Source organism: Epilithonimonas arachidiradicis, from assembly GCF_003610695.1.
GTDB lineage: Bacteria > Bacteroidota > Bacteroidia > Flavobacteriales > Weeksellaceae > Epilithonimonas > Epilithonimonas arachidiradicis.
In genome coordinates this window covers 174,225-195,294 of record NZ_RAQH01000007.1, presented here as the reverse complement: position 1 = coordinate 195,294, position 21,070 = coordinate 174,225, and the positions used below count along the sequence as shown (strand labels likewise).

The 21,070-nt window shown below is 35.8% G+C and carries 13 protein-coding genes; 1 reads left to right on the top strand and 12 read right to left on the bottom strand.

Features of this window, described 5'->3' with window-relative positions; translation table 11 throughout:
- Positions 1–74: 74 nt before the first annotated feature.
- The 12 genes from BXY58_RS12345 to BXY58_RS12290 form a co-directional block, all read right to left on the bottom strand.
- Positions 75–854 carry a T9SS type A sorting domain-containing protein gene (locus tag BXY58_RS12345; protein WP_120214164.1) on the bottom strand — a complete coding sequence of 260 codons (780 nt, stop codon included), beginning with the start codon at positions 852–854 and terminating at the stop codon, positions 75–77.
- Positions 855–1,337: 483 nt separating this feature from the next.
- Positions 1,338–2,153, bottom strand: coding sequence for a T9SS type A sorting domain-containing protein (locus BXY58_RS12340; protein WP_120214163.1), 816 nt, complete (start codon positions 2,151–2,153; stop codon positions 1,338–1,340).
- 353 nt (positions 2,154–2,506) lie between these two features.
- Entirely contained in the window at positions 2,507–3,478 is a 972-nt protein-coding gene (locus BXY58_RS12335; protein WP_120214162.1) for a pectinesterase family protein, read from the bottom strand.
- 4 nt (positions 3,479–3,482) lie between these two features.
- Positions 3,483–4,427, bottom strand: coding sequence for an alpha/beta hydrolase (locus tag BXY58_RS12330; RefSeq protein ID WP_120214161.1), 945 nt, complete (start codon positions 4,425–4,427; stop codon positions 3,483–3,485).
- 27 nt (positions 4,428–4,454) lie between these two features.
- Positions 4,455–6,122, bottom strand: coding sequence for a glycoside hydrolase family 28 protein (locus BXY58_RS12325; protein ID WP_120214160.1), 1,668 nt, complete (start codon positions 6,120–6,122; stop codon positions 4,455–4,457).
- A gap of 97 nt (positions 6,123–6,219) precedes the next feature.
- Entirely contained in the window at positions 6,220–7,053 is an 834-nt protein-coding gene (locus tag BXY58_RS12320; protein WP_229728442.1) for a rhamnogalacturonan acetylesterase, read from the bottom strand.
- A 138-nt stretch (positions 7,054–7,191) separates the two neighbouring features.
- Complete coding sequence (locus BXY58_RS12315; protein WP_120214159.1) at positions 7,192–8,835, bottom strand: glycoside hydrolase family 43 protein; 1,644 nt, start codon at positions 8,833–8,835, stop codon at positions 7,192–7,194.
- Between the two features lie 116 nt (positions 8,836–8,951).
- Positions 8,952–10,196 carry a glycoside hydrolase family 88/105 protein gene (locus BXY58_RS12310; protein WP_120214158.1) on the bottom strand — a complete coding sequence of 415 codons (1,245 nt, stop codon included), beginning with the start codon at positions 10,194–10,196 and terminating at the stop codon, positions 8,952–8,954.
- 25 nt (positions 10,197–10,221) lie between these two features.
- Entirely contained in the window at positions 10,222–11,238 is a 1,017-nt protein-coding gene (locus BXY58_RS12305; RefSeq protein ID WP_120214157.1) for a pectinesterase family protein, read from the bottom strand.
- Between the two features lie 230 nt (positions 11,239–11,468).
- On the bottom strand, positions 11,469–14,033 hold the full coding sequence (locus BXY58_RS12300; RefSeq protein WP_120214156.1) for a pectate lyase family protein: 2,565 nt from the start codon (positions 14,031–14,033) through the stop codon (positions 11,469–11,471).
- Between the two features lie 248 nt (positions 14,034–14,281).
- Entirely contained in the window at positions 14,282–16,105 is a 1,824-nt protein-coding gene (locus tag BXY58_RS12295) for a RagB/SusD family nutrient uptake outer membrane protein (protein ID WP_120214155.1), read from the bottom strand.
- Positions 16,106–16,116: 11 nt separating this feature from the next.
- On the bottom strand, positions 16,117–19,401 hold the full coding sequence (locus BXY58_RS12290; protein WP_120214154.1) for a SusC/RagA family TonB-linked outer membrane protein: 3,285 nt from the start codon (positions 19,399–19,401) through the stop codon (positions 16,117–16,119).
- A gap of 794 nt (positions 19,402–20,195) precedes the next feature.
- Here BXY58_RS12290 and kduI point away from each other — a divergent pair.
- Positions 20,196–21,032: a 5-dehydro-4-deoxy-D-glucuronate isomerase gene (gene kduI, locus BXY58_RS12285; protein WP_120214153.1), complete on the top strand. Its 837-nt coding sequence runs from the start codon at positions 20,196–20,198 to the stop codon at positions 21,030–21,032.
- Positions 21,033–21,070: the final 38 nt, after the last annotated feature.

The window sequence follows — 21,070 nt, the reverse complement described above, 5'->3', positions numbered from 1 at the left end:
CATCAAACCTTAATTAATGAAAAATTTAATTTCCTATAAATTTTTGCTGACTCTCAAATTTTCTGAATTCAGAATTATTTAATTAGAACTTTTACAGATTTTACACCAGCATCGGATTTCAGATTAACGATGTAAACACCTTTTGTATTCACTTCAAAGTTAGTGTCAGCAGAAACTTTAGCCGTTTTTACCAGAGATCCTGTTGCAGAATAAACGTTAACTTCCGTATTTTTTGCGTCCAAGTCAGAGATATAAACTTTGTTACCGCTGGAGAAAGCCTGAGCCTTCATTTCTTTTTTCACATCATTCACACCAAGTACTGTGTTCCCAACATTAGTTGCTGTAATTTTGTATAGATTCAAAGACTGATCTCCGTAGATATAAATATCTCTAGCCGGTCCTGCATAGTCATAAGTATAGATAATACCGTCTTGTGAGTTAGAATAAGTCTTAGAAGCTAAAATCTCTGTTCCTGTTCCGATATATAATGTACGGTCGCCACCGCCTCCATTTTTGTACCAAATAGTAATAGATGAGTTACCATTGGTTTTGAAATAAATGTGACGCTGTGTCGGTGTAGTGTTAACTCCTGTAGATGTAAAGCCACCACCGTTCAGTTTAAAACGCTTGCTCGCCACATAACCATCAGAGAATGTCGCAGAGTTAGCTTCTACCTGCCCAAAATTCACAACAGTTTCTGGTCCGGGAACCAAGGCAAGATTATTTTTAACTTTTGCTGTTTCACCAGATACAACTGGCCACGCTGCAGACGAAAAATCCCAGGTTGTTTGTGCTTTTACGTTTCCTACAGTAGCAACAACTGCAAATGCTAAAAAAAGTAATGATTTTTTCATGATAAAATAATTTATTAATTGTTTGTTTAAGTTTTTTATGCAATCGATTACACAATTTTGTGTAATTTTTCTATGGTTCTAATATAAAATTATTATTTAATTCCGAGATATTTTTTTTTAATTTAATGTTAAATTTTATTAGCATTAATGAAAAACTCAATATTCATAAGCTTTTTAACAATTAAATACATCGAAATTTATTTACGTAAGGAATAATAGAATGTCATTTTTAGACTAAAATTTAGTGCAATCGGTTGTATCAATTTCACTGAAAATTGATCTAATTTTATCAAAATAATTACTTTCAAAAAAAAAATTATTCCCGAAATCATTTTTATTGATATTACTTCAGATGAAAAAAATTGGGTAAAAATAAATTAAGGCAAAAAAAAAAAACATTTTGCACAAAAAAACCCTTTAAATCAAACTTAAAGGGCTTTCTTAAAAAATAATACGAAAAAAATATCTATTGCTATGTTTTATTTATTTGATTAAAACCTTCACAGACTTCTCACCCGCTTCAGATTTCAGATTGACAATATAAATACCTTTTGTATTGATATCAAAATTGATATCTGAAGAAGATTTCAAAGATTTAACCAATGTGCCGTTAGTAGAGTAAACATTAATCTGTGTGTTCTTTGATTCCAGATCTTTGACATAAATTTTATTACCGGAGGAAAAAGCATTGAGTTTGTTATTAGACCTAACATCATTAACAGCCATAGTTTCAGTATTAGCAACTTCAATTTTATATAAACTGTTATCACCTGCTCCAGATGCAATAATCAAAGTGTTAGAGCCACCAGTGTAATTGTATTCGAATTTTTGCGCATCTGTACTGGACGAAAAAGCAAAATTGGCCAGAACCGTAGAAGTTCCCTTATTCACAATTATAAGAGATCGCGCACCGCCACCTCTACCCCAAAGTGTAATTTTGGAATTACCGGTAACCGAAACCTCGATATAACGTCTTGTAGGCAAAGCAGATGCACCGGATGTGCCTACAGCAGGATTAGTGCTACCACCATAACTGTTTCCTCCAAAAGCTAACCTTTGCTTTGGCGTATAATCGCCGATGGGTGTTAAGCTTGACGTGTTAAATCCCGTAAAACCACTGGAACCTTCGATAAATTTAAGGCCATTATAGTCGTAGGTATAACTAATTGTTTGATAATTCGCATCAGATGCTCCTGGTCCCCAAGCAGTATTATCACCAAAATCCCAAAAACTGGTTTGAGCATTAATAGAAAAAGCAGAAGCTACCGCCAATAATAAAGAAAATAATAATTTTTTCATAATAATGAGTTTATAGTTGTTTGTTTATTTTGTTGCGCAATCGATTACACTATTTAATACAATATATCGACGGTTCTAATATAAAATTATTTCAATATCGCCCAATAATTTTCTGTAAAATTTTTAAAATTGAGTTCAATTTTACTTAACAATTAATTAAAATTTCTTTTAAATAAAGAATTAAAGCGTTAAATACTTGTTTAATTAATTTTTAAACAATTTAACATAAAACGAAAACAGAGGTAGAAAATCAAACTTAAAATAAGTTAATCGATTGCATAAAAATTCCCAAAATTTAAACTGAAAAGTCAAATTTTGGGAATTTAGAAAAAAGTAATTTGTGCAACAATTCTCTAAGGAATCCAATTATCCGATTTTTTGAAAATCTTTTCAACAGTATAATTCTTCAAATCCTTTTTGGAAAGCTGATGTGCCCACTCTACTCTTTTGTCTGGATTTGAACCGCTACCTTTACTTCCAAACTCAGCATAAAACGCTGTTTTTTCTTTGTCCGGAAACATTTTGTCGCCGTTCCAGGGATTCCAGCCTTCCGGAACAATATGGCTTTCCATCGTTGTATTGATGAAAACCGTTTTAGCAAAAGGTCGCCACGGTCGCCCGAGATAAACTTTGCTAACACCTTCTTTAGCAGTCAAATGACAATCGATAAAAACAAAACCAAATGGATTGTCTTTACTTGTCGCAGCCGCAGTGATATAAGAATTTGCTAAACTTTTGATTTCACAATTTTTAAAAACGACAGTCGCTTGCCCGAAAATAAAATCCGTAGTTCCTTCTATATAACAGTTTTCATAATATTGTCGGCTGTGGTCAGTTGCAGAATAAAGCGTGTCCTGACAACCTAAAATTTTGGAATTCTTCATCACAAATCGGTCGCCTTCCACGTGTAAAGCAACGGCCTGACCTTGCTTACAAGATGAATTCTTAATGGTCAGATTTGAAATTTTAACATTATCTCCTGCAACAAGAAAAGTATATGAATTGAATGTATTGAATTTTTCATTGGTCAAAGGATTCAGTTTTCCTGAGAAATCATCATTGGTAATGATTGTGTTTTCCTTATTCTCGCCTTCAATCGTAATCCAATGTTTTGAGGAAGGAATCACGATTTTTTCATTATAAATTCCGGATTTAATTTTAATCAAAGCTTCAGCAGGTCCTAAATCCCGAACAGAATTAATCGCACTCTGGATCGTCGTGAAATCTCCGGAACTATCTTTAGCAACGGTAATCGTGATATAAGGCAATTGCGCAAAAGACAAAACCACGAAGCAAAAACTTAGAAAGGAAAATAGTTTTTTCATTGGATTAATTTTTCAAAACTTTGTCCAGAAAATCGACCGTATATTTCAAAGTCTCATCAAACCAGGGCTGAACCAACCAAAACGAATGCGGAGAATCTTTGACTTCATGAAATTCCGTTGGGATGTTATGACTTTTTAATAACTTCATCATATCATCTCTTCCTGCGTGAAATCTCGGCTGAGAGCTATTAATAAATAATGTTGGAGGCGTATTTTTTCCGACATATTCCAAAGGTGACGCTTCTTTCCAAAGTTTAAAATTCTGAGCTTTTGTCGCTCCAAACCAGTAAGCGGCATAAGCGCCTTCTTCGGATTCGGGATGAATAAATGAGACAATTCCATCGATATTGACAATCGCCTGAACTTTATTTTTGACACCAACCAACGTTGCCAATTGCCCTCCGGCAGAGTTTCCACCAATTGCAATTTTCTTTTTATTAACAGCAAATTCTCCGTGATGTTTCTTCAAAAATTTTAAAGCATCTTCGATATCTTCAACAGCGGCAGGATATTTTGCATCATCACTCAAACTGTAATTGATTGCCATCGCCACATAACCTTTAGAAGCCAATTCCTGAGCGAGAAACTCCTCATTTTCCTTACTTCCGGAAATCCAACCACCGCCGTGAACCAATATAATCGCGGGATATTTCTGAACCGAATTTTCAGGATAATAAATATCTGCCAAAAGTGATTTCTCATTTCTGGTTTTGTATTCGATATCTCTTTTGACTTTGATATTTTTTGGAAATTCCAGATTCAACGGTTGAATGAAAGGATATTTCTTTTTCAGTTTTTCATAAGTTCCTTCAATGTTGTAAGGTTGTGCTTTTGGTCTTTCGATTTCCTGAGAATACATCTTTGAAACCGAAATCAAAACAATAGAAAAACGGATTAAAATCTTCCCCAGATGACTATTGTGATTCAAGTTAGCTTTGGTAGGTTTCATCCGTTTTAAGAAAAAATATAAGAAAAATTATTTTACAGCATTCTTCGGAACATCTTTGAAAATCGATAATTTATCTCCGGAGATTCCTTTTGGTAATTTAATAGCTTTAGTTTTACTCCCGATAACCTTTACCAAAGGCGTTTTAGAAGATTCCAAAGTCAATCCTGAGATATCAACATTCTTACTATTATAGATTGTTGCACCGGTTCCGTCGTTATATTTTATTTTAACATTTTTCAATGTAATTCCGTCTGCATCCACGATTGTTAAAGCTTTTTTGGTATCGAAGTAAGAATCCTCTACCACGATATTTTTAAGGTTCATTTCAGATAAACCGTTTAATGACAAAGCTTCATAAGAATTGGAAGCTGTGATATTTTTGAAGAATACGTTTCTGAAAATTGGTGTCTCTTCGGTTACAGGAATTTGTTTCTCTACTCTTTTTTCGTCGTCCGCATTCTGGTCTTCTTCAATGATTGGCGAATTGCCTTCATAGAACATATTAAAACCAATTACCTGAGCCGGAATTCCCGTCATATCCACATTGCTAATCCAAATATTCTCAACAACACCGCCTCTTCCTCTAGTCGTTTTGAAACGAAGCCCGATGTCTGTTCCGATAAACGTACAATCCGAAGCGTGAAGATTTTTCACACCACCGGACATTTCACTTCCGATAACAATCCCGCCGTGTGCGTGGTAAACCGTATTATTTTTGATAATGACATTTTCTGTAGGAATACCTCTGTCACGGCCGTCTTTATCTTTTCCGGATTTGATGCAAATTGCGTCATCACCGACATCAAATGTATTATTATAAACCAAAACATTCTTACAAGATTCCAAATCCAAACCGTCGCCATTCTGAGAATACCAGGGATTTCTAACAGTTAAATTTCTCAAAATTAAATTGCTTGACATCAATGGATGAAGATTCCAAGCTGGCGAATTTTGAAAAGTTGGACCGTCTAAAAGAACTCTGTCACAACTTACCAAACTCACCATCACCGGACGAAGGAAATCCTTAACAGATTCTAATTGTTCTCTAGTTGTCAGCTTTTCCGGAATGTTAAAATTAGCTGTACTTTCGAAACCTCTTTTCGAACTTTCGCTTGGAAACCAAATCTTCTTATCAGAAGACAAAACGCCACCTCTAGATAATAATTCTTTCCATTGTCCATCGGTCATTTTTCCTTTCTTCACATATCTCCAAGCGTCGCCGTTGCCGTCAATCACACCTTTACCTGTAATTGCAATATTGGTTGCTCCTTTTGCTGAAATCGGAGACTGACAACGAGTTGTGTTCAAACCTTCGAAACTTACATCAACCAAAGGATAATCTGCAAAATCTCTGCTGAACATTAACAAAGCGCCATCTTCCAAATGAAGATTGATATTGCTTTTCAAGACAATTGGTCCCGTTAACCAGATTCCTCTTGGAACGACAACTGTACCGCCACCTTTTTGAGAAGTTTCGTCAATGGCTTTTCTGAAAGCTTCGGTATTTTTTACGATTCCACCGGAAACTGCTCCAAAATTTTTGATATTGACCGAAGTTGCCGGAAAAGAAGTTTCTGCAACGGTCGGCATTTTGAATTCTACATTTTTGTAAATATCAGCAATGCTCTGTCCAAAAGCATTTCCTGAAAATAATGTTGCTAAGCTTAAAGCTAAAATTTTAATCGATTTCTTCATTCTTATCTTTTTAAATTCTCACAGATTAAACAGATTTGGCTGATTTTAAAATTTGCTGAATTGGCAAAATCTGCGAGATAAATTTTGTATTTAAAAATTATTTCTTGCTTACTATTTTTTTGAATTCATTATAAACCAGCTGAGCAACTGCTTTTGCACCTTCCGGCTGGAAATGCGTATCATCTTTTTGTCCATTCGGATAAGCTGTGAATTTGCCTTCGGGAAGATTCATAAAATAAGTTGTCGTCACGAAATCTTTCCCTTTTTGTGTGAAAAATTCTCTGGAAAGCCTGTTCAAATCTATTACATCCACTTTCTGTTCCTGTCCGACTTCTATCATCGCTTTTGCATAATCTATGTGACTGTCGCCCAAAACACCGTCTTTCCAAGGATAATTTCTGGAAACTGGCGTTACCAAAATCGGTGTTGCTCCTTTCTCACGAACCTGATGAATGTACAATCGCAAATATTCCTTATAACCAGCAACATCCACATAGCGGTCCACTTTTTTCTCAGATTCGTCATTGTGCCCAAACTGAATCAGAACCCAATCTTTCGGTCTTAGATTTTCAAAAATGTAACGCCATCTTCCTTCCTGAAAAAACGTTCTTGTGCTTCTTCCACCTTTAGCTTTATCAACTACCAAAACATTTTTCGCTAAAGGTGATTTAAACGTTTTGAGACTGTCAGTCACAAAAAACTCTTGAAACACGCCACCCCAACCTTGCTGTGGATAACGTTTTTCCTGATAATTGCTTTCCAAAGTGTAATCTGTCAACGTAGAATCGCCGGCCAGAAAAATATTGGTTGTGTTTTTATCTTTGGAAGGCTGAACAATTCTTTCTTTTTGATTATCCTGTTCTGTCTGAGCAAAAGTCATCACAGAAGCCGTGATAAAAAACGCTGTTGAGATATTTTTGATTCTTTTCATTTTTTCTTTAACGCAAAGGCGCTAATCATTTATTTTAAACTTCATTCTTTAAGTCGCAAAGGTTTGCGCCTTAATATTTATCTTATTCTAATTAACTTTCCACCTTTGACTCCGTCGAATCTTCGATTTGCGATAAATCTAATTTTTTGTAATTCTGAAAAAGTCAAAATCTGCATAGCCACCTCTTGGAACTTTGGAATCGCTGACCGAATAAATTCCGACTTTTGCGCCAATCCACTTTCCCGGTTTTGCCTGAAATCTTTCACCAATAATCTCAAACTTTTTCCCATTTTCACTGTAACTGAATGTACAGATTCCGTTAGGTTCGCTGACATTGACTTTAAGATAAACTTCGTTTGATTTTAATTTGATTTCGTTCAGTATTTTCTCTTCACCGCCTTTATCTGCTTTTTGAGCTTTTCTTAATTGAAGATAAAATCCGTCAGGTTTGTTGGTAATCACTAATGATTGGTAATCCATCCCCATTATCAGAAGTCCGGCGGTTTTCCCTTCTTTAATATCTTCAGGAAACAATTTAACTTTGGTAGTTGCTACAAAATTTGGAGCTGGAAATTTCTGAGTCAGAAGATTCGGGACATTCCATAGATTTTTTTCGCCATCCGGAATTTTGATTGAAAATAATCTCAGATAATCTTTTCCAGGAAGTTTTGCAGACCAAACGATGTTTTCATTCGCACTCCACTGCCATTGTAAACCGATTTTATCATCATTGAATTCATCAGATTCTGCAGGTGTTTCAATTGGATATGACTTTCCGACATTCGGTTTTTTGAAAGTTAGAACTGGTTCTCCAATTCCATTTTTATTATGATCGATTCCGATGACCGGCCAGTCATTTTCCCATTTCATAGGTTGAAGATGAACGATTCTTCCGCCTGCATCCACATCCTGAAAATGATAAAACCAATCTTCGCCATTCTGTGTATCAACCCAAGCACCTTGATGTGGCCCATTGATTTTGGTCGAGCCTTTTTCTAAAACAATTTTCTCTTCATAAGGTCCATAGATATTTTTTGATCGCAAAGCTAATTGCCAGCCTGTTGCAACGCCACCTGCCGGAGCAAAAATATAGTAATAACCATTTCTTTTATACATCTTCGGTCCTTCAACTGTTGGATGTGCATCGTGTCCATCGAAAACGTGGGTGCCTTTGTCCAGAACTTTTGTACCTTCTGGATTCATTTTATTGATGGTCAAAATACTTTTGACTCCAGCTCTACTTCCTGCCCAGCCGTGAACCAAATAAGCCTGACCGTCTTCATCCCAAAACGGACAAGAATCGATTAAACCTTTTCCTTCCATAACTAAAACTGACTCTTCCCATTTTCCAAAAGGGTCTTTGGTTTTCACAATATAAATTCCGAAATCCGGATCGCCCCAATAGATGTAATATTCGCCGTTGTGAAAACGGATAGTTGGCGCCCAAACGCCGTCGCCACGTCTTGGTTGGTTAAAATGTTCTTTTGGAATTAAATCTGTAATCGCATAATTCACCAACTTCCAATTGATCATATCTTTGGAATGGAGAATCGGTAAACCCGGCATCTCATTGAAGCTGGAAGCCGTCATAAAATAATCATCTTCAACTCTGATTACATCCGGATCAGAATAATCTGCATACAAAACAGGGTTTTTATAAGTTCCATTTGCTAAATCCGAAACCCAGACTTCCGAAACATAAGGCTTCGTTTTCTGAGCATCGAGTTGATTGATTGCTATTGCAAACAAGGAAAGGATGATATGTTTTTTTAATGCTGTCATATTTTTAAACGCAAAGTCCGCAAAGATTTTTTTGAACTTATTGAAAATATTTTAAGGTTCGCAAAGGCGTAAAACTCAACAAAGAAAGACAAAGAATTAAAAACAGATTTATAATTCTATTTTTCCAATTCTAAACTGGCAAGAATAAATGGTCCGGTACCTTTTGGATCGTTGGAGCGAATTTCTTCATTCACGTAATAATCGTAAGTTCCGCTTCTGTAAGGTGTTCCGCCCAGTCCTGCAACAGCACAGTTTTTATTGAGATTAACTACTCCGTTAGGTTCTACTGTAATTAAATTTTTCAGGATTCCGTTGTAGGCTTTTTTTGCAACTGTTTTGTAAGAAGTTGGAAGATATTTTTTTCTGGCTGCTTTTGCAAAAGTGTAGACGAACATTGATGAAGCTGAAGCTTCCAAATAATTTCCTTTTTCATTGCCTTTATCCAAAACCTGATACCAAAGACCTGTTTTACCATCTTGAACTTTCAACAAAGCTTCTGAATAAGATTTCAAATAGCCAATCAATTTTTCTCTTCCCGGATGATTTTCTGGCAGATAATCCAAAACATCTACGATCGCCATTCCGTACCAACCCATCGCTCTTCCCCAGAAATTAGGAGAAAGTCCGGTTTGTTTATCCGCCCATTGTTGTTCTTTGCTCTCATCCCAACCGTGATACAACAATCCTGTTTTAGAATCAACCATATGTTTCTGAATTACATCAAACTGATTCACAATATCATTATAAGCTTTTTCAGCTTCTGCACCATCATTAAACAACCTTGTGTAACTCGCATAAAAAGGTTCCGCCATATATAAACCGTCCAGCCACATTTGGTTCGGATAAATTTTCTTGTGCCAGAATCCGCCTTCTGAAGTTCTCGGATGATCGTTCAACTGTGATCTCAACAATTGAGCGCCTTTTAGATATTTTTCATCTTTAGTTGCCAGAAAAAGATAGATCAAAACATTGCCGGAATTTAGCATATCAAGATTGTATTTATTGATATCATAAGTTTTAATTGTTCCATTTGCATTGACTAATTCATCTGCGTAAGCTTTGATATAATCGTAGTATTCTCTTTTTCCTGTTTTCTTAAATAGTTGTTCTGCACCTTTCAAAACCAATCCGTTGGGATAGCTCCATTTTGGCGATTTATGAAAATCCAGCATCCAAGCTTCGGGGAAACGCTTCATCTCGGATTGCATCATCCTTTCTGACCAAGGCAGTTTTGTAGAAATGGTCTGTCTTACAATCTTCGAAACTTGATGATTATTTTGCTTCGGTTGTTGTGCGCAGCAAAAGAATAATCCTGACGCTAAAGCTGCGATGGTTAATATTTTGAGTTTGTTGAATTTCATTTTAATTACTTTTTAATACTACCTTTTATTTCATTTTAAAATTCCAGTTGTCTTTTCCAGAAAGAATATTTTTAATCGAATATTCTTTGGATTGTTCCTTGGTTAGTTGATGAGACCAAGCGACTCTTTTTTCTGAATTAGCTCCAACTCCTTTCGAATTGAATTCTGCATAGAAAGTTATTTTTTCAGCTTCCTGCTTATTCCAATTGTGCCAACCTTTCGGTTTTATGACATTCGAAATGTCTGTATTGATAAAAACTGTTTTAGCAAAAGGTCGCCAGGGTCTTCCCAGATAAACAGATTCTGGTTTCGCCTCGCCTTTGATTTTGCAATCGATGAAAACAAAACCGTATTTGGCATTTTCCGGTGTTGAAGCTGCTGTAAGATATGTTGCACCTTCCTTCGCATAGATTATACAATCTTTGAAAACTGCTGTTGCTGCACCGAATATAAAATCAGTTGTTCCCTCGATGTAACAATTTTTGAAATAATGCCTAATTTCTCTTTTGGGTGTCGGAACATCCTGCTCGCCCTTCAAATATAAAGTATCCTGAAACCCCAGAAATCTGCAATTCTCAAAAATGGCTCTATCGCCTGTAATCAAAACGGCAACGGCTTGCCCAACTTTTCCGGCATCATTTTGAAACGTGATATTCTTTGCCGAGAAATTATCAGAAAAAATAAAAATTGTAGAAGAACCTGTTGTTCCCATTTCTTTTCCTTCAGCATTTTTCTTTGATGCAAAATCATCATTTACAATAACAGTTTCTGCCAAACTTTCGCCTTCAAAATAAATGGCCCCTTTGGTTGCTGGAACTGTGATTTTTTCTCTATAAGTTCCTTTTTTGATGATGATTTTAGTTTTAGAATTCAATTGATCTTCAACTGCATTCACCGCTTCCTGAATTGTTTCAAAATCTCCTTTTCCGTCTTTTGAAACTGTATAAATTTTTTCAGAATTACTGATAATGCTGAAAGAATTAATAACCATCAAAACAATGATGAAAGAAAAAAACGATAACAGATTTTTGGTTTTTGACATCTTCATTGAAATTTTAGAACTTATTTTAAACACAATCGTCACTAAGTTTTATTTTAATAATTAAATGTTTTTAAAGTCATTAAGGTTTTGACTTAGTCATCAACTATGAAATTGAACTTATCTTTTTTAAATATACAAGTTTCCACCCCTTTCGGGATGAAAACCTGTATGAATTTAACAATTAAATAATGTGATCTGAAAACTACAGATTGACATTAAGTTATGTATGGTTATTTTTTGATAATCTTCTTAGTAATTGTTCCTTTATCAGTGGTGATGCTGATAATATAATTACCTGTTGCAAGGTTTCTCAAGTCCACAGAATCTGCTTTTGCATCAGCCAAATTCTTAACCAAAGCACCTGCAAAATTGTAAACTTTAACACTCAAAACTTTTTGTCCAGCGGTGTTGATATGCAGATAATCAGAAACCGGATTTGGATATAAAGTGACCTGAGCTTTGTTGATATCAGAAGTTGCCATCGTTGCATAAACCGTCTTGATATAGTACAAGTTGGTTGTATCACCTTTCGTAATCGTATGTTCTCCAGCTGCAACATTAGGAATTGTAACAATACCGTTAGATGCTGTATAATTCACGCCATCAAACTTAACCACTTTAGCAAAGTCAGCATCAAACACCAAAGTTAATGTAGATTCTGCTGTTGTGGTGTATTTGATACTTGTAGAAGATTCCATTTTGAAACGTTTTGTCAACGTCAATCCATCATAAGACTGAGAACCATCTGTAGAGTTCATATTACCAGTAATCGCATAGAACGTACTAACTTTTCCAGATGTTGTGAAGTTGTGGATCATTCCATCTGTTGATCCCGGATTTCCAGGTGTACCAACTGTAACAGTTCCGCTGATAGAAGCTGCTGTTCCAGAATTACCAACAGTTGTAACTGTATAAGAAGTCGTTTGAGTTGGCGTTCCTGTAATGGTAACAGTTTTAGCGGTTGCATCTTTTGTGAATGTAAGACCATTCGCAACACCAGTTAATGTAACGTCTGTCGCTTCTCCACCCCAAGTGAAAACAATTGGAGCAACTGCTGAACCAGAAATTAATGACTGATCTTTGTTACCAGAAGTATTAACCAAAGTCTGCGAACTACCTTCTGCCTGAATATAAACCATAGAAGTTCCATAGTTGGTCAAGGCAGATTTAAGACCTGCAATTACAGCGTAAGATTTGTCATCTACAGCGTTGTCAAAAGTCCATTTGAAGTCGCCACCTTGAACACGTCCTGCATATAGCTTAGTTCTGTCTCTCGCTACAGTTGGTTCTTCAACGGATAAATTTTTCACGTAAAGCGAAGCATCTGTATCAAAGTTATTATAAGTTTTTGCACCCACTTTTGATTTCACTGTTGCTGGAACAGTTTCACCACGAGTGGCTGCTGAGTAAGCATCAAAATCTGTCAATGAACTGATTTTTCCTTCGATATTATATAAAGGATTTGGATCTGCATAGGCTACAAAACGCATAGAATTGGTTGCAATATCAGTGTCCATCAAATTGTTGAAAGCTTTGATCATACCTCCATCTTCGCCAGAAAAAGTTCCCTGATTGGTTGGATCATTCATTTGCTTTGTAGGATTCCAAACATCTGTTCCCTGAAGCGAGATCATCATTGGATTTTTTGAATTGCGGAAGTAATTTCCTTCTAAAAATAAAGATGAACCTTCTGTAGAGCCAGAACCGTATTTAGCAATTCCATCAAAATAATTATTATAAATATGAGCTGAATAATAACGAACTCTTGGATGTCTGGAATCTGAATGATCAAACCAATTGTGGTGGTAGGTCACGTACAAACCAGCAGTTGTATTTTCACTTAGACCTAATAAACTTGCTTTACCAGAATCCCAGAAGTGGTTGTAAGAATACGTGGCATAAGATGTTCCTTTGTTATCCAATGCACCATCACCTTTAATCTGATCTGCGTCGCTACCTGCGTGTCCGTAAAACAAATCGTTGTTATGAACCCAGATGTAAGAATTATTCTGTTGCATCCCGATGTTATCGCCTTCGCTGCTGTCACAATTCATAAATCCAAGATTGGCAATCTCAATATTGGTTGCATTCTTAACACGAATTCCCCAACCGTTGGCCGTTGCATCGTCCCCTACACCTTCTACAGTAATGTAGCTTAAATCATTGTTCTTATTTTCAACCACAAGGTCGCCGCCTTCCATTACATCGAAATCTGTGATATTACCTACCAATCTGAAGATGTAAGGTCTCTTATCAATTCCTTTTTTGATACCCGAAAAGATATTTTGGAAGCCAACATAGTTAGTTGTATTACCGTTATTATTCGTAATTACATTGAAAGAAATCGTGTTTTTACTTTTTTCAGTAATGTAAAGAATCACTGCATTATCTTTTGGTGTTCCGTCGGCTTTGTATCCGCCAGGAACTCTTCCGCCGTGGAAAGCAAAACCGTTTCTGTCCTGAGGTAGAACGGTCAAAGTTCCCGTTGTAGAGCCAGAACCTTCGATTCCCAGAATCACAGGCTTAACAGTAATGGTATAATTTCCTGCTTTTAATCCTAAAATATCAGCTCTCAGATATGATCCGTAGCTACGGATCAAATAATCGTCAACCTGCTTGTTGACTACACCTTCACCAGAATAGTAAACATTATATCTCCCGGCATTTTCCACCGGCTGCCATTTTACAAAGGCAGTTTCTATCCAGCCTGCTGATTCGTTAAACGTAACAGACTGTCCTGATACCTGCATAAATGCAAGTAAAAAGAATACATAAAGTAGTTTCAGTTTATTCATATAAAATTTATTAAATGAGTTTTTTACGAGTTTTTTTATAAAAAGTAATTATTATAATTAGTGTTGACCTTCAACGAACCCATCTCATTAACTAATTTTAAATAATAGTAGTAGTCTTTGTTTAAAATTTGGACAAAGAAGTCCTTAGAGTCAGCTCCATCAGGGCATAAAACCCTGACAGAGTGATTCTTCAAAAAAAATTAAAAATATAATAACTTAAAAAATTCTAGTCCAGAATTTCTTATATGCTAGTAACCGTAATCCTGTTTCAGATTATAGTTTGATAGTATAATATCATCGTAGATCGGGAACAATTCTTTTCTGTTCGCTTCAAAATACTGAGCGTAGCCTTTCAAAGGACTGCTGATATAATCTGCAGTTACCGCAACTCTCCAGTTGATTCTTGTATAACCAGTTGGTGTAGTTGCTACAGATGGGGTATAATAAACATCTTCTCTTGTTGTTCCAGGCTGAACATAGATATCAACAGATTGCAGTGCAGCCTGCGCAGTTTTTGTTCTATCGTATGGCGAAGCTTTGTAATACAGATAAGAAGGTACATTGGCATATTGTCCAGTTCCGTTCAATAAATCGGTTAACTTCTGTTTTGTTTCAGCAATTTTGGTAGCCAAAAGATTCCACCGGATCAAGTCATATTTTCTAAGCCCTTCACCTCCAAATTCTAGTAATCTTTCATGAACAATATAATTGAAGAATCCTGCTTTATCAGTTGGGATCGTTCCAGATTGTCCAAGATTACCTGCATAAGCTCTGTTTCTCACTTGCCTTACAGCATCTATAGCTTGTGCGGAAGGCATTCCGTTAATTTCATTATCTGCTTCTGCAAACATCAATAGAATATCAGAATATCTTAATAAAGGCCAATCAATTGCTAAATTCTGTGCTGTCCCTGTGACACTAGTCCAAGATTTTCTAAATTTTCCATCTGTACAAAGAACGCCTGTTGCTAATATCGCTTGGTTTGCATCATTAATTTGCATTGATGCTACAGTAATATCTCTTCTAACATCGTATTTTCCGAACTCATAGAAATAAGTAGCGATAGCATTGATACCTCCACTACTTTTCCAGTTAGAGTTATCACTGTGTCTCATTCCGTTGTAGTAACCAATTTTACTGTCAGTTTGAGCATTACCTCCATAAGCTCCGATTGCAAAAATAACTTCGTGTGCAGCATCTTCTGTATTATCGTGTAACGCTCTGAAAGTGGCTTCAAAATTAGCATTCAGGCCGTGTTGTCCTTTCTCAATGATTTCTTTACACTCGTCATAAGCGATTTTGTAATACACTTCGGAGTTAGATCCTTTTGCCATAATTCTTGGATCTCTTCTCAAAGAATAACCTGCTCTTGCCAAAGCGATTCTCGCTCTCAATCCTTTTACAGCAGCTTTTGAAAACCTGGTGTTAGAAACAGAAGCTTCGCTTCTCCAAGGGACTAATTGTGCAGCCGTTTCAAGATCCGCAATGATTTTGTCATAGATCACATCTCTGTCCGTTTTTGGCAAATAAACCGATTCCAGATCAGAAGAAGGAACCATCTGCATTGGAACATCGCCCCAATTCTTGATCAGGTCATAATAGAACATCGCTCTCAAAGTCAACGCTTCTCCATAGTAACGGTCCATCAAGGCTTTATCCGCTGCAGAACCTGTTTGGTAAACTGGTGATTTTGGAATATTTTTGATGACAAGATTAGCTCGTTCAATCCCTGAATATAATTTTAAAAAAGGCTTATTAAGGTCCGGATTGGAGGTACAAGCACCGTAAGTACTCAATCCTCTTCTGTCATTACAGTTATAATCTCCGGAAGTCTTGAAATCATCAGCAGACTGCGGATAGTATAAATTCAGTCTCTGTCCGTAACCATCGTCACCAATGATTTGATTATAAACACCAATCAATGCCGTGAATGAGTCAGCCACGCTGTCGAACTGCTGATCTTCATTGGAATTAGAAATATTTTCCGCATCCAAAAAGTCGTTACAAGAAGTAACTGTAGTGAAACTCAGTGTACAGCTTAATATTGCTATTAAAAGTTTATGTTTTTTCATTTTTTTTTGAATTAAAAAGTTACATCAACACCTGTTAAGAAAAATCTGCTTCTTGGGAAAGCGGCGTAATCTACACCTGGTGTAAGGGTGCTTTTTCTTGTACTAACTTCCGGGTCATATCCAGAATACCCCGTAATCGTGAATACGTTGTTTGCCGTTGCATACAATCGGAAATTTGTAATTCCCAACATCTTCAAAGAATCTTTTGGCAGTGTATATCCAATGGTGACGTTATTCAGTCTCAAGAAAGATCCATCTTCGATAGCGTAAGAATGTAAGAAATAGTTACCTCCTGTTGGTGTCCACATCGTTGTGTTGGCATTCAGGGCTGCTAATCTTGTAGGATCTGTTACTCTTTCATTTCCATCAAACCATTTCCATCTGTCAGCCATATCAGCTAACATATTTTGATCTGTGTACTGATACTTAGTCGTGAATTCAATTTTGTTAGCGTTATAAACTTTGTTTCCAACAGAGAAGTTGAAGAACAAACTCATATCAAAATTCCTGTACTTGAAAGTCTGGTTGAAACCTCCATAAAACTTAGGCTGCGCATTTCCAAGATCTGTCTGATCTTTGTTATCGATCACACCATCGCCGTTGAGATCTCTCAATTTAAGGTCACCAGGTTGTGGCGCTCTGTTCCCTAAAGCTACAGAACCAGAACTTGCAATGCCATCTTTTAATTTATAAGTATTATTAGCAGGATTAAAATCGAAATCGCTGATTTCATATCTTCCCTCCGTCACATAACCATAGAATGTTCCTACAGGCGCACCAATCTGAACTTTGAAATCAAATAAGTTATTCACCCAACCGGAAGGTACCAAGTAATAATCTGTTCCGGACTGAGTTAAAGAACCCAAACTTTTAATAACGTTTTTATTCGCTGCGATATTAAAATCGGTTTTCCAGGTAAAATTCTCATTCCCAACAATAATTGCTCCCATACTGAATTCGATACCTTTATTCTGAGTTTTTCCAGAGTTTTGGTATTGATATTCATAACCCGACGTTTGAGGAATTTTAGCTAATAATAATAAGTCCTTAGTATTAGTAATATATCCGTCAATTGCTCCATAAACACGCTTATTGAACAATGTGAAATCTATACCAGCATTCTGGGAAACTGTCGCTTCCCATTTGATATTAGGATTCGCCATAATATTTCCTGGCGCAGCACCAGTGATGATTCCTACTCCACCTGTGTAGCCATAAGTACTTGCCGGAGTATAAAATGTATCAAACAAGAAAGGTGTGATTCTGTCATTTCCAGATTGTCCGTAACCCAAACGCAATTTAAGATCATTTACAATTCTAGAATCTTTCAGGAAGTTTTCTTCCCCGATTTTCCAAGCCAATGAAGCTGAAGGGAAGTTTGCCCATCTGTTAGAAGGTCCAAAGGAATTAGATCCATCACGTCTGATAGAGAATGTTGCGATATACTTGTTGTTATAGATATAATTGGCTCTGGCAAAGAAAGATGCTAATCTTCCAACACTCATAGATGTTGATGGCGCGTCCTGAATCATTCCTGCGGGCGGCATGGCTAACTGAATATTTGCAAAAGCCTGATCCGGAGATAATGACGTCGGCAACCATCTGATAACCATATCCAATTTATCGCCGTCGGTCTGAACAATCTCCTGACCTAATAAGAAATCCATTTTGTGGTTACCTAATTTCTTTTTGTAAGCTAAGGTATTGGTATTGGTAATTCTTCTTGTTTGAGTGTTGGTTAACTGAGCCACAGACATATCCGCATTGATTCTTGACAGATAAGTTGATGGTCCGGAAAACTGGTTAATCTCTTGGTCATTTTTAACAAAACCAATGGTACTTTTGAAAGTCAAATCCTTAAAGATGTTATAAGTAATAACTCCATTCAGGAATAGGTTATTGGTATTGTTGTATTTGATCTCGTTATTCACCAAAACCAATGGATTGATCAAGTTAGTTGCTGCAAATTCATCTGTATCGAATTCATCAGAACCTGCACCTGTAGAAATTCCATTTTCAAATGGTCTATAACGGATGATATTTCTAAGTCTGTTAGTAGTTTGAGAACCGGAAGTTGAAGTTCCCGCACCAAGAATAGATGTTTCACTGTATCTTGCCGTCAATCCCACTTTCAATTTTTTGCTAATATCAAAATCATATTTGAAGTTAGCCATATTTCTTTTGTATCCGGAATTGATCATAATTCCGTCTTCTTCCACGTGGTTCAAAGACAATGTGAAAGCAGAATTGGCATTACCTCCAGAGATATTGAGGTTGTGTGTAAAGTTAAAAGCTTCTTTTCCAAAAACTTCTTCCTGCCAGTTTCTTGTTTTGATGGTTCTGTATCTTTCGATTCCCGGGTCAACAACTTGTCCTAAGGCATCGTATGTCGGCTCATAGTTACCATAAAGTTTGATAAACTTCTCCTGCAAATCCTGGTAACCATCTTTGTTATATAACTCGTATTGGTACTGAACGAAATCATAAGGACTCATCACATCCAGAGTTTTTGCGATCGTTCTTACGCCTGTATAGCCGTTATAGTTAACCGTAGTTCTAGCATTTTTTCTACCGCTTCTTGTGGTGATCAATACCACACCATTGGCACCTCTAGCACCATAGATAGAAGTTGAAGACGCATCTTTCAGAACTTCGATAGATTCGATTTCTTTTGGTGAGATCAATGATAAGGCATTATCCATCTGGATCCCGTCAACGATATATAGCGGTGCGTTATCCTGAGTAATAGACGTTCCACCCCTTACTTTGATTTCCGGGTCGGAGCCTGGAGAACCTTCTCCAAATGTTACCTGAACGCCCGCCATTCTACCTTGGATAGCTTCGGCAGCACTATTTACAGGCATATCAGCCAATTGCTCTCCTTTTACGGAAGCGATGGAATTGGTTACATCTTTTTTAGACACAGTCGTATAACCCACCAAAACCACTTCATCAATAGCCTTCTCCTTATTGCTATCAAATTTCGCCAAGGAAACATTGATGCTCGTTCTTCCATTAACCTCAACTTCCTGCTCTTCAAAACCTTTGGAACGAATCACCAGTGTTGCCGTTTTTGGAACATTCAATTCATACCTTCCGGATTTGTCTGTCATCGTAGAGAATTTAGAATTTCTTACAGTAATCTCCACATTTGGCAAAGCTTTGTTTTGGTCAGACGTTACAGTCCCGGACACTTTAATTAATTCTTGAGCTAATCCAAAGGCGGGTAATAAAAAGACCGACGCAATCGTCGTTTTTATAAAAGCACTTTGAATACCTAATTTTAAACCACTCATAGATATTTTTTAGTTTTTATAATTTTAGTAATGTTTTTACTCAAAATCGTCTTGAAAATAATGTTAAAAATGCAATCGATTGCACTTAAAATTTTAAAATTTTCTTAACTCGACTAAACTAATATTATTTTTCAATTGACAAATAAAAAAAATAAAATTTTTATTAATATTAATTTAATATAGATTTTTTTCACACTTTAAAAAAACAATTAAATAATTCATTTTCAATTAATTAATCTGTTAATTTGATTTAAAAATAAATATTGAAAATTGTCTAAATTAATTCTTAATTAATTACAATATTCAATTAATCGAGTCAAAAAATGATAGATATCATCAATTTTTAATTAACCAAAATTTAACTTAAGAAAGTAATTTTTGAAAATTGGGGCATTTTTTATACTCAAAATCAATTTTTTTAGACTTCATATATTCTATGAGAAGGATCTCACAAAAAATAAATTTAATCAATTCATTATCAATCAATTAAATGTAAACAGAGCATATAACAATAGCTATAGCTATAAAAATTGGTAAAATGCAAAATATTGCACAAATTTGATATTATATTGCAAAATAAAGCACAAAAAATCATTAAAAAAATGATTAATTATATTACTAAATCAAATATAAAACATTGATTTAAAGCAAATTAAAATTTATTTCAAATTTTTCTTCCTTCATTAATATTTATATATATATTTACAGAGATTATTTTTTGTGCCAAAAAGAGCATTTATTAATGCAATCGATTACACAAAATTAATTTTTAGTTCACATTATATAATATAGAAATGACAACTTCAGAATTCAGATACGCTCATCATCCGGATGATGCCAAAAATTACACAACAGAAGACCTTAGAAGAGAATTCCTAATCAACAATTTATTTCAAGAAGGACAAATCAAATTAGTCTATACAATGTATGATAGATTAATTGTTGGAGGAGCAATGCCAGCAGACAAAGCTTTAAAATTGGAAACAATTGATGAATTGAAATCCGAAAACTTCCTTGACAGAAGAGAAATCGGAATCATCAACGTTGGTGGAAAAGGAAAAATCACAGTTGACGGAACAGTTTACGAACTTAATAATAAGGAAGCCTTATATATAGGAAAAGGAAACAAAGAGGTTACTTTTGAAAACCTAGATGGAGAACAGGCTTACTTCTATATCAATTCTGCGCCAGCGCACCAGTCTTTTCCGACAAAAAAGATTACTAAGAATGAAGCGGAAATTGTAGAATTAGGAGATTCTAAATATGCCAACAGAAGAACAATCAACAAATTATTGGTCAACAGCGTTCTGGAAACCTGCCAACTTCAGATGGGAATGACCGAATTGCACGAAGGAAGTGTTTGGAACACAATGCCTTCTCACACGCACACCAGAAGAATGGAAGCTTACTTCTATTTTGATTTGGAAGAAGGGCAAACGGTTTCACATTTTATGGGTCAACCTCAGGAAACAAGACATATTTTCCTTAAAAATAGAGACGTCGTGATTTCTCCGGAATGGTCTATCCACTCTGGTGTTGGGACTTCCAATTATACCTTTATCTGGGGAATGGCAGGAGAAAATATGGATTATGGCGATATGGATGCTGTAAAAACTGACGAATTAAAATAGAATATAAACTCTCGCAGATTTAGCAAATCAAGCAAATT

Coding starts and splice junctions, on each gene's coding strand:
- BXY58_RS12345 (WP_120214164.1), bottom strand. CDS start 854: ATGAAAAAATCATTACTTTTTTTAGCATTTGCAGTTGTTGCTACTGTA.
- BXY58_RS12340 (WP_120214163.1), bottom strand. CDS start 2,153: ATGAAAAAATTATTATTTTCTTTATTATTGGCGGTAGCTTCTGCTTTT.
- BXY58_RS12335 (WP_120214162.1), bottom strand. CDS start 3,478: ATGAAAAAACTATTTTCCTTTCTAAGTTTTTGCTTCGTGGTTTTGTCT.
- BXY58_RS12330 (WP_120214161.1), bottom strand. CDS start 4,427: ATGAAACCTACCAAAGCTAACTTGAATCACAATAGTCATCTGGGGAAG.
- BXY58_RS12325 (WP_120214160.1), bottom strand. CDS start 6,122: ATGAAGAAATCGATTAAAATTTTAGCTTTAAGCTTAGCAACATTATTT.
- BXY58_RS12320 (WP_229728442.1), bottom strand. CDS start 7,053: ATGAAAAGAATCAAAAATATCTCAACAGCGTTTTTTATCACGGCTTCT.
- BXY58_RS12315 (WP_120214159.1), bottom strand. CDS start 8,835: ATGACAGCATTAAAAAAACATATCATCCTTTCCTTGTTTGCAATAGCA.
- BXY58_RS12310 (WP_120214158.1), bottom strand. CDS start 10,196: ATGAAATTCAACAAACTCAAAATATTAACCATCGCAGCTTTAGCGTCA.
- BXY58_RS12305 (WP_120214157.1), bottom strand. CDS start 11,238: ATGTCAAAAACCAAAAATCTGTTATCGTTTTTTTCTTTCATCATTGTT.
- BXY58_RS12300 (WP_120214156.1), bottom strand. CDS start 14,033: ATGAATAAACTGAAACTACTTTATGTATTCTTTTTACTTGCATTTATG.
- BXY58_RS12295 (WP_120214155.1), bottom strand. CDS start 16,105: ATGAAAAAACATAAACTTTTAATAGCAATATTAAGCTGTACACTGAGT.
- BXY58_RS12290 (WP_120214154.1), bottom strand. CDS start 19,401: ATGAGTGGTTTAAAATTAGGTATTCAAAGTGCTTTTATAAAAACGACG.
- kduI (WP_120214153.1), top strand. CDS start 20,196: ATGACAACTTCAGAATTCAGATACGCTCATCATCCGGATGATGCCAAA.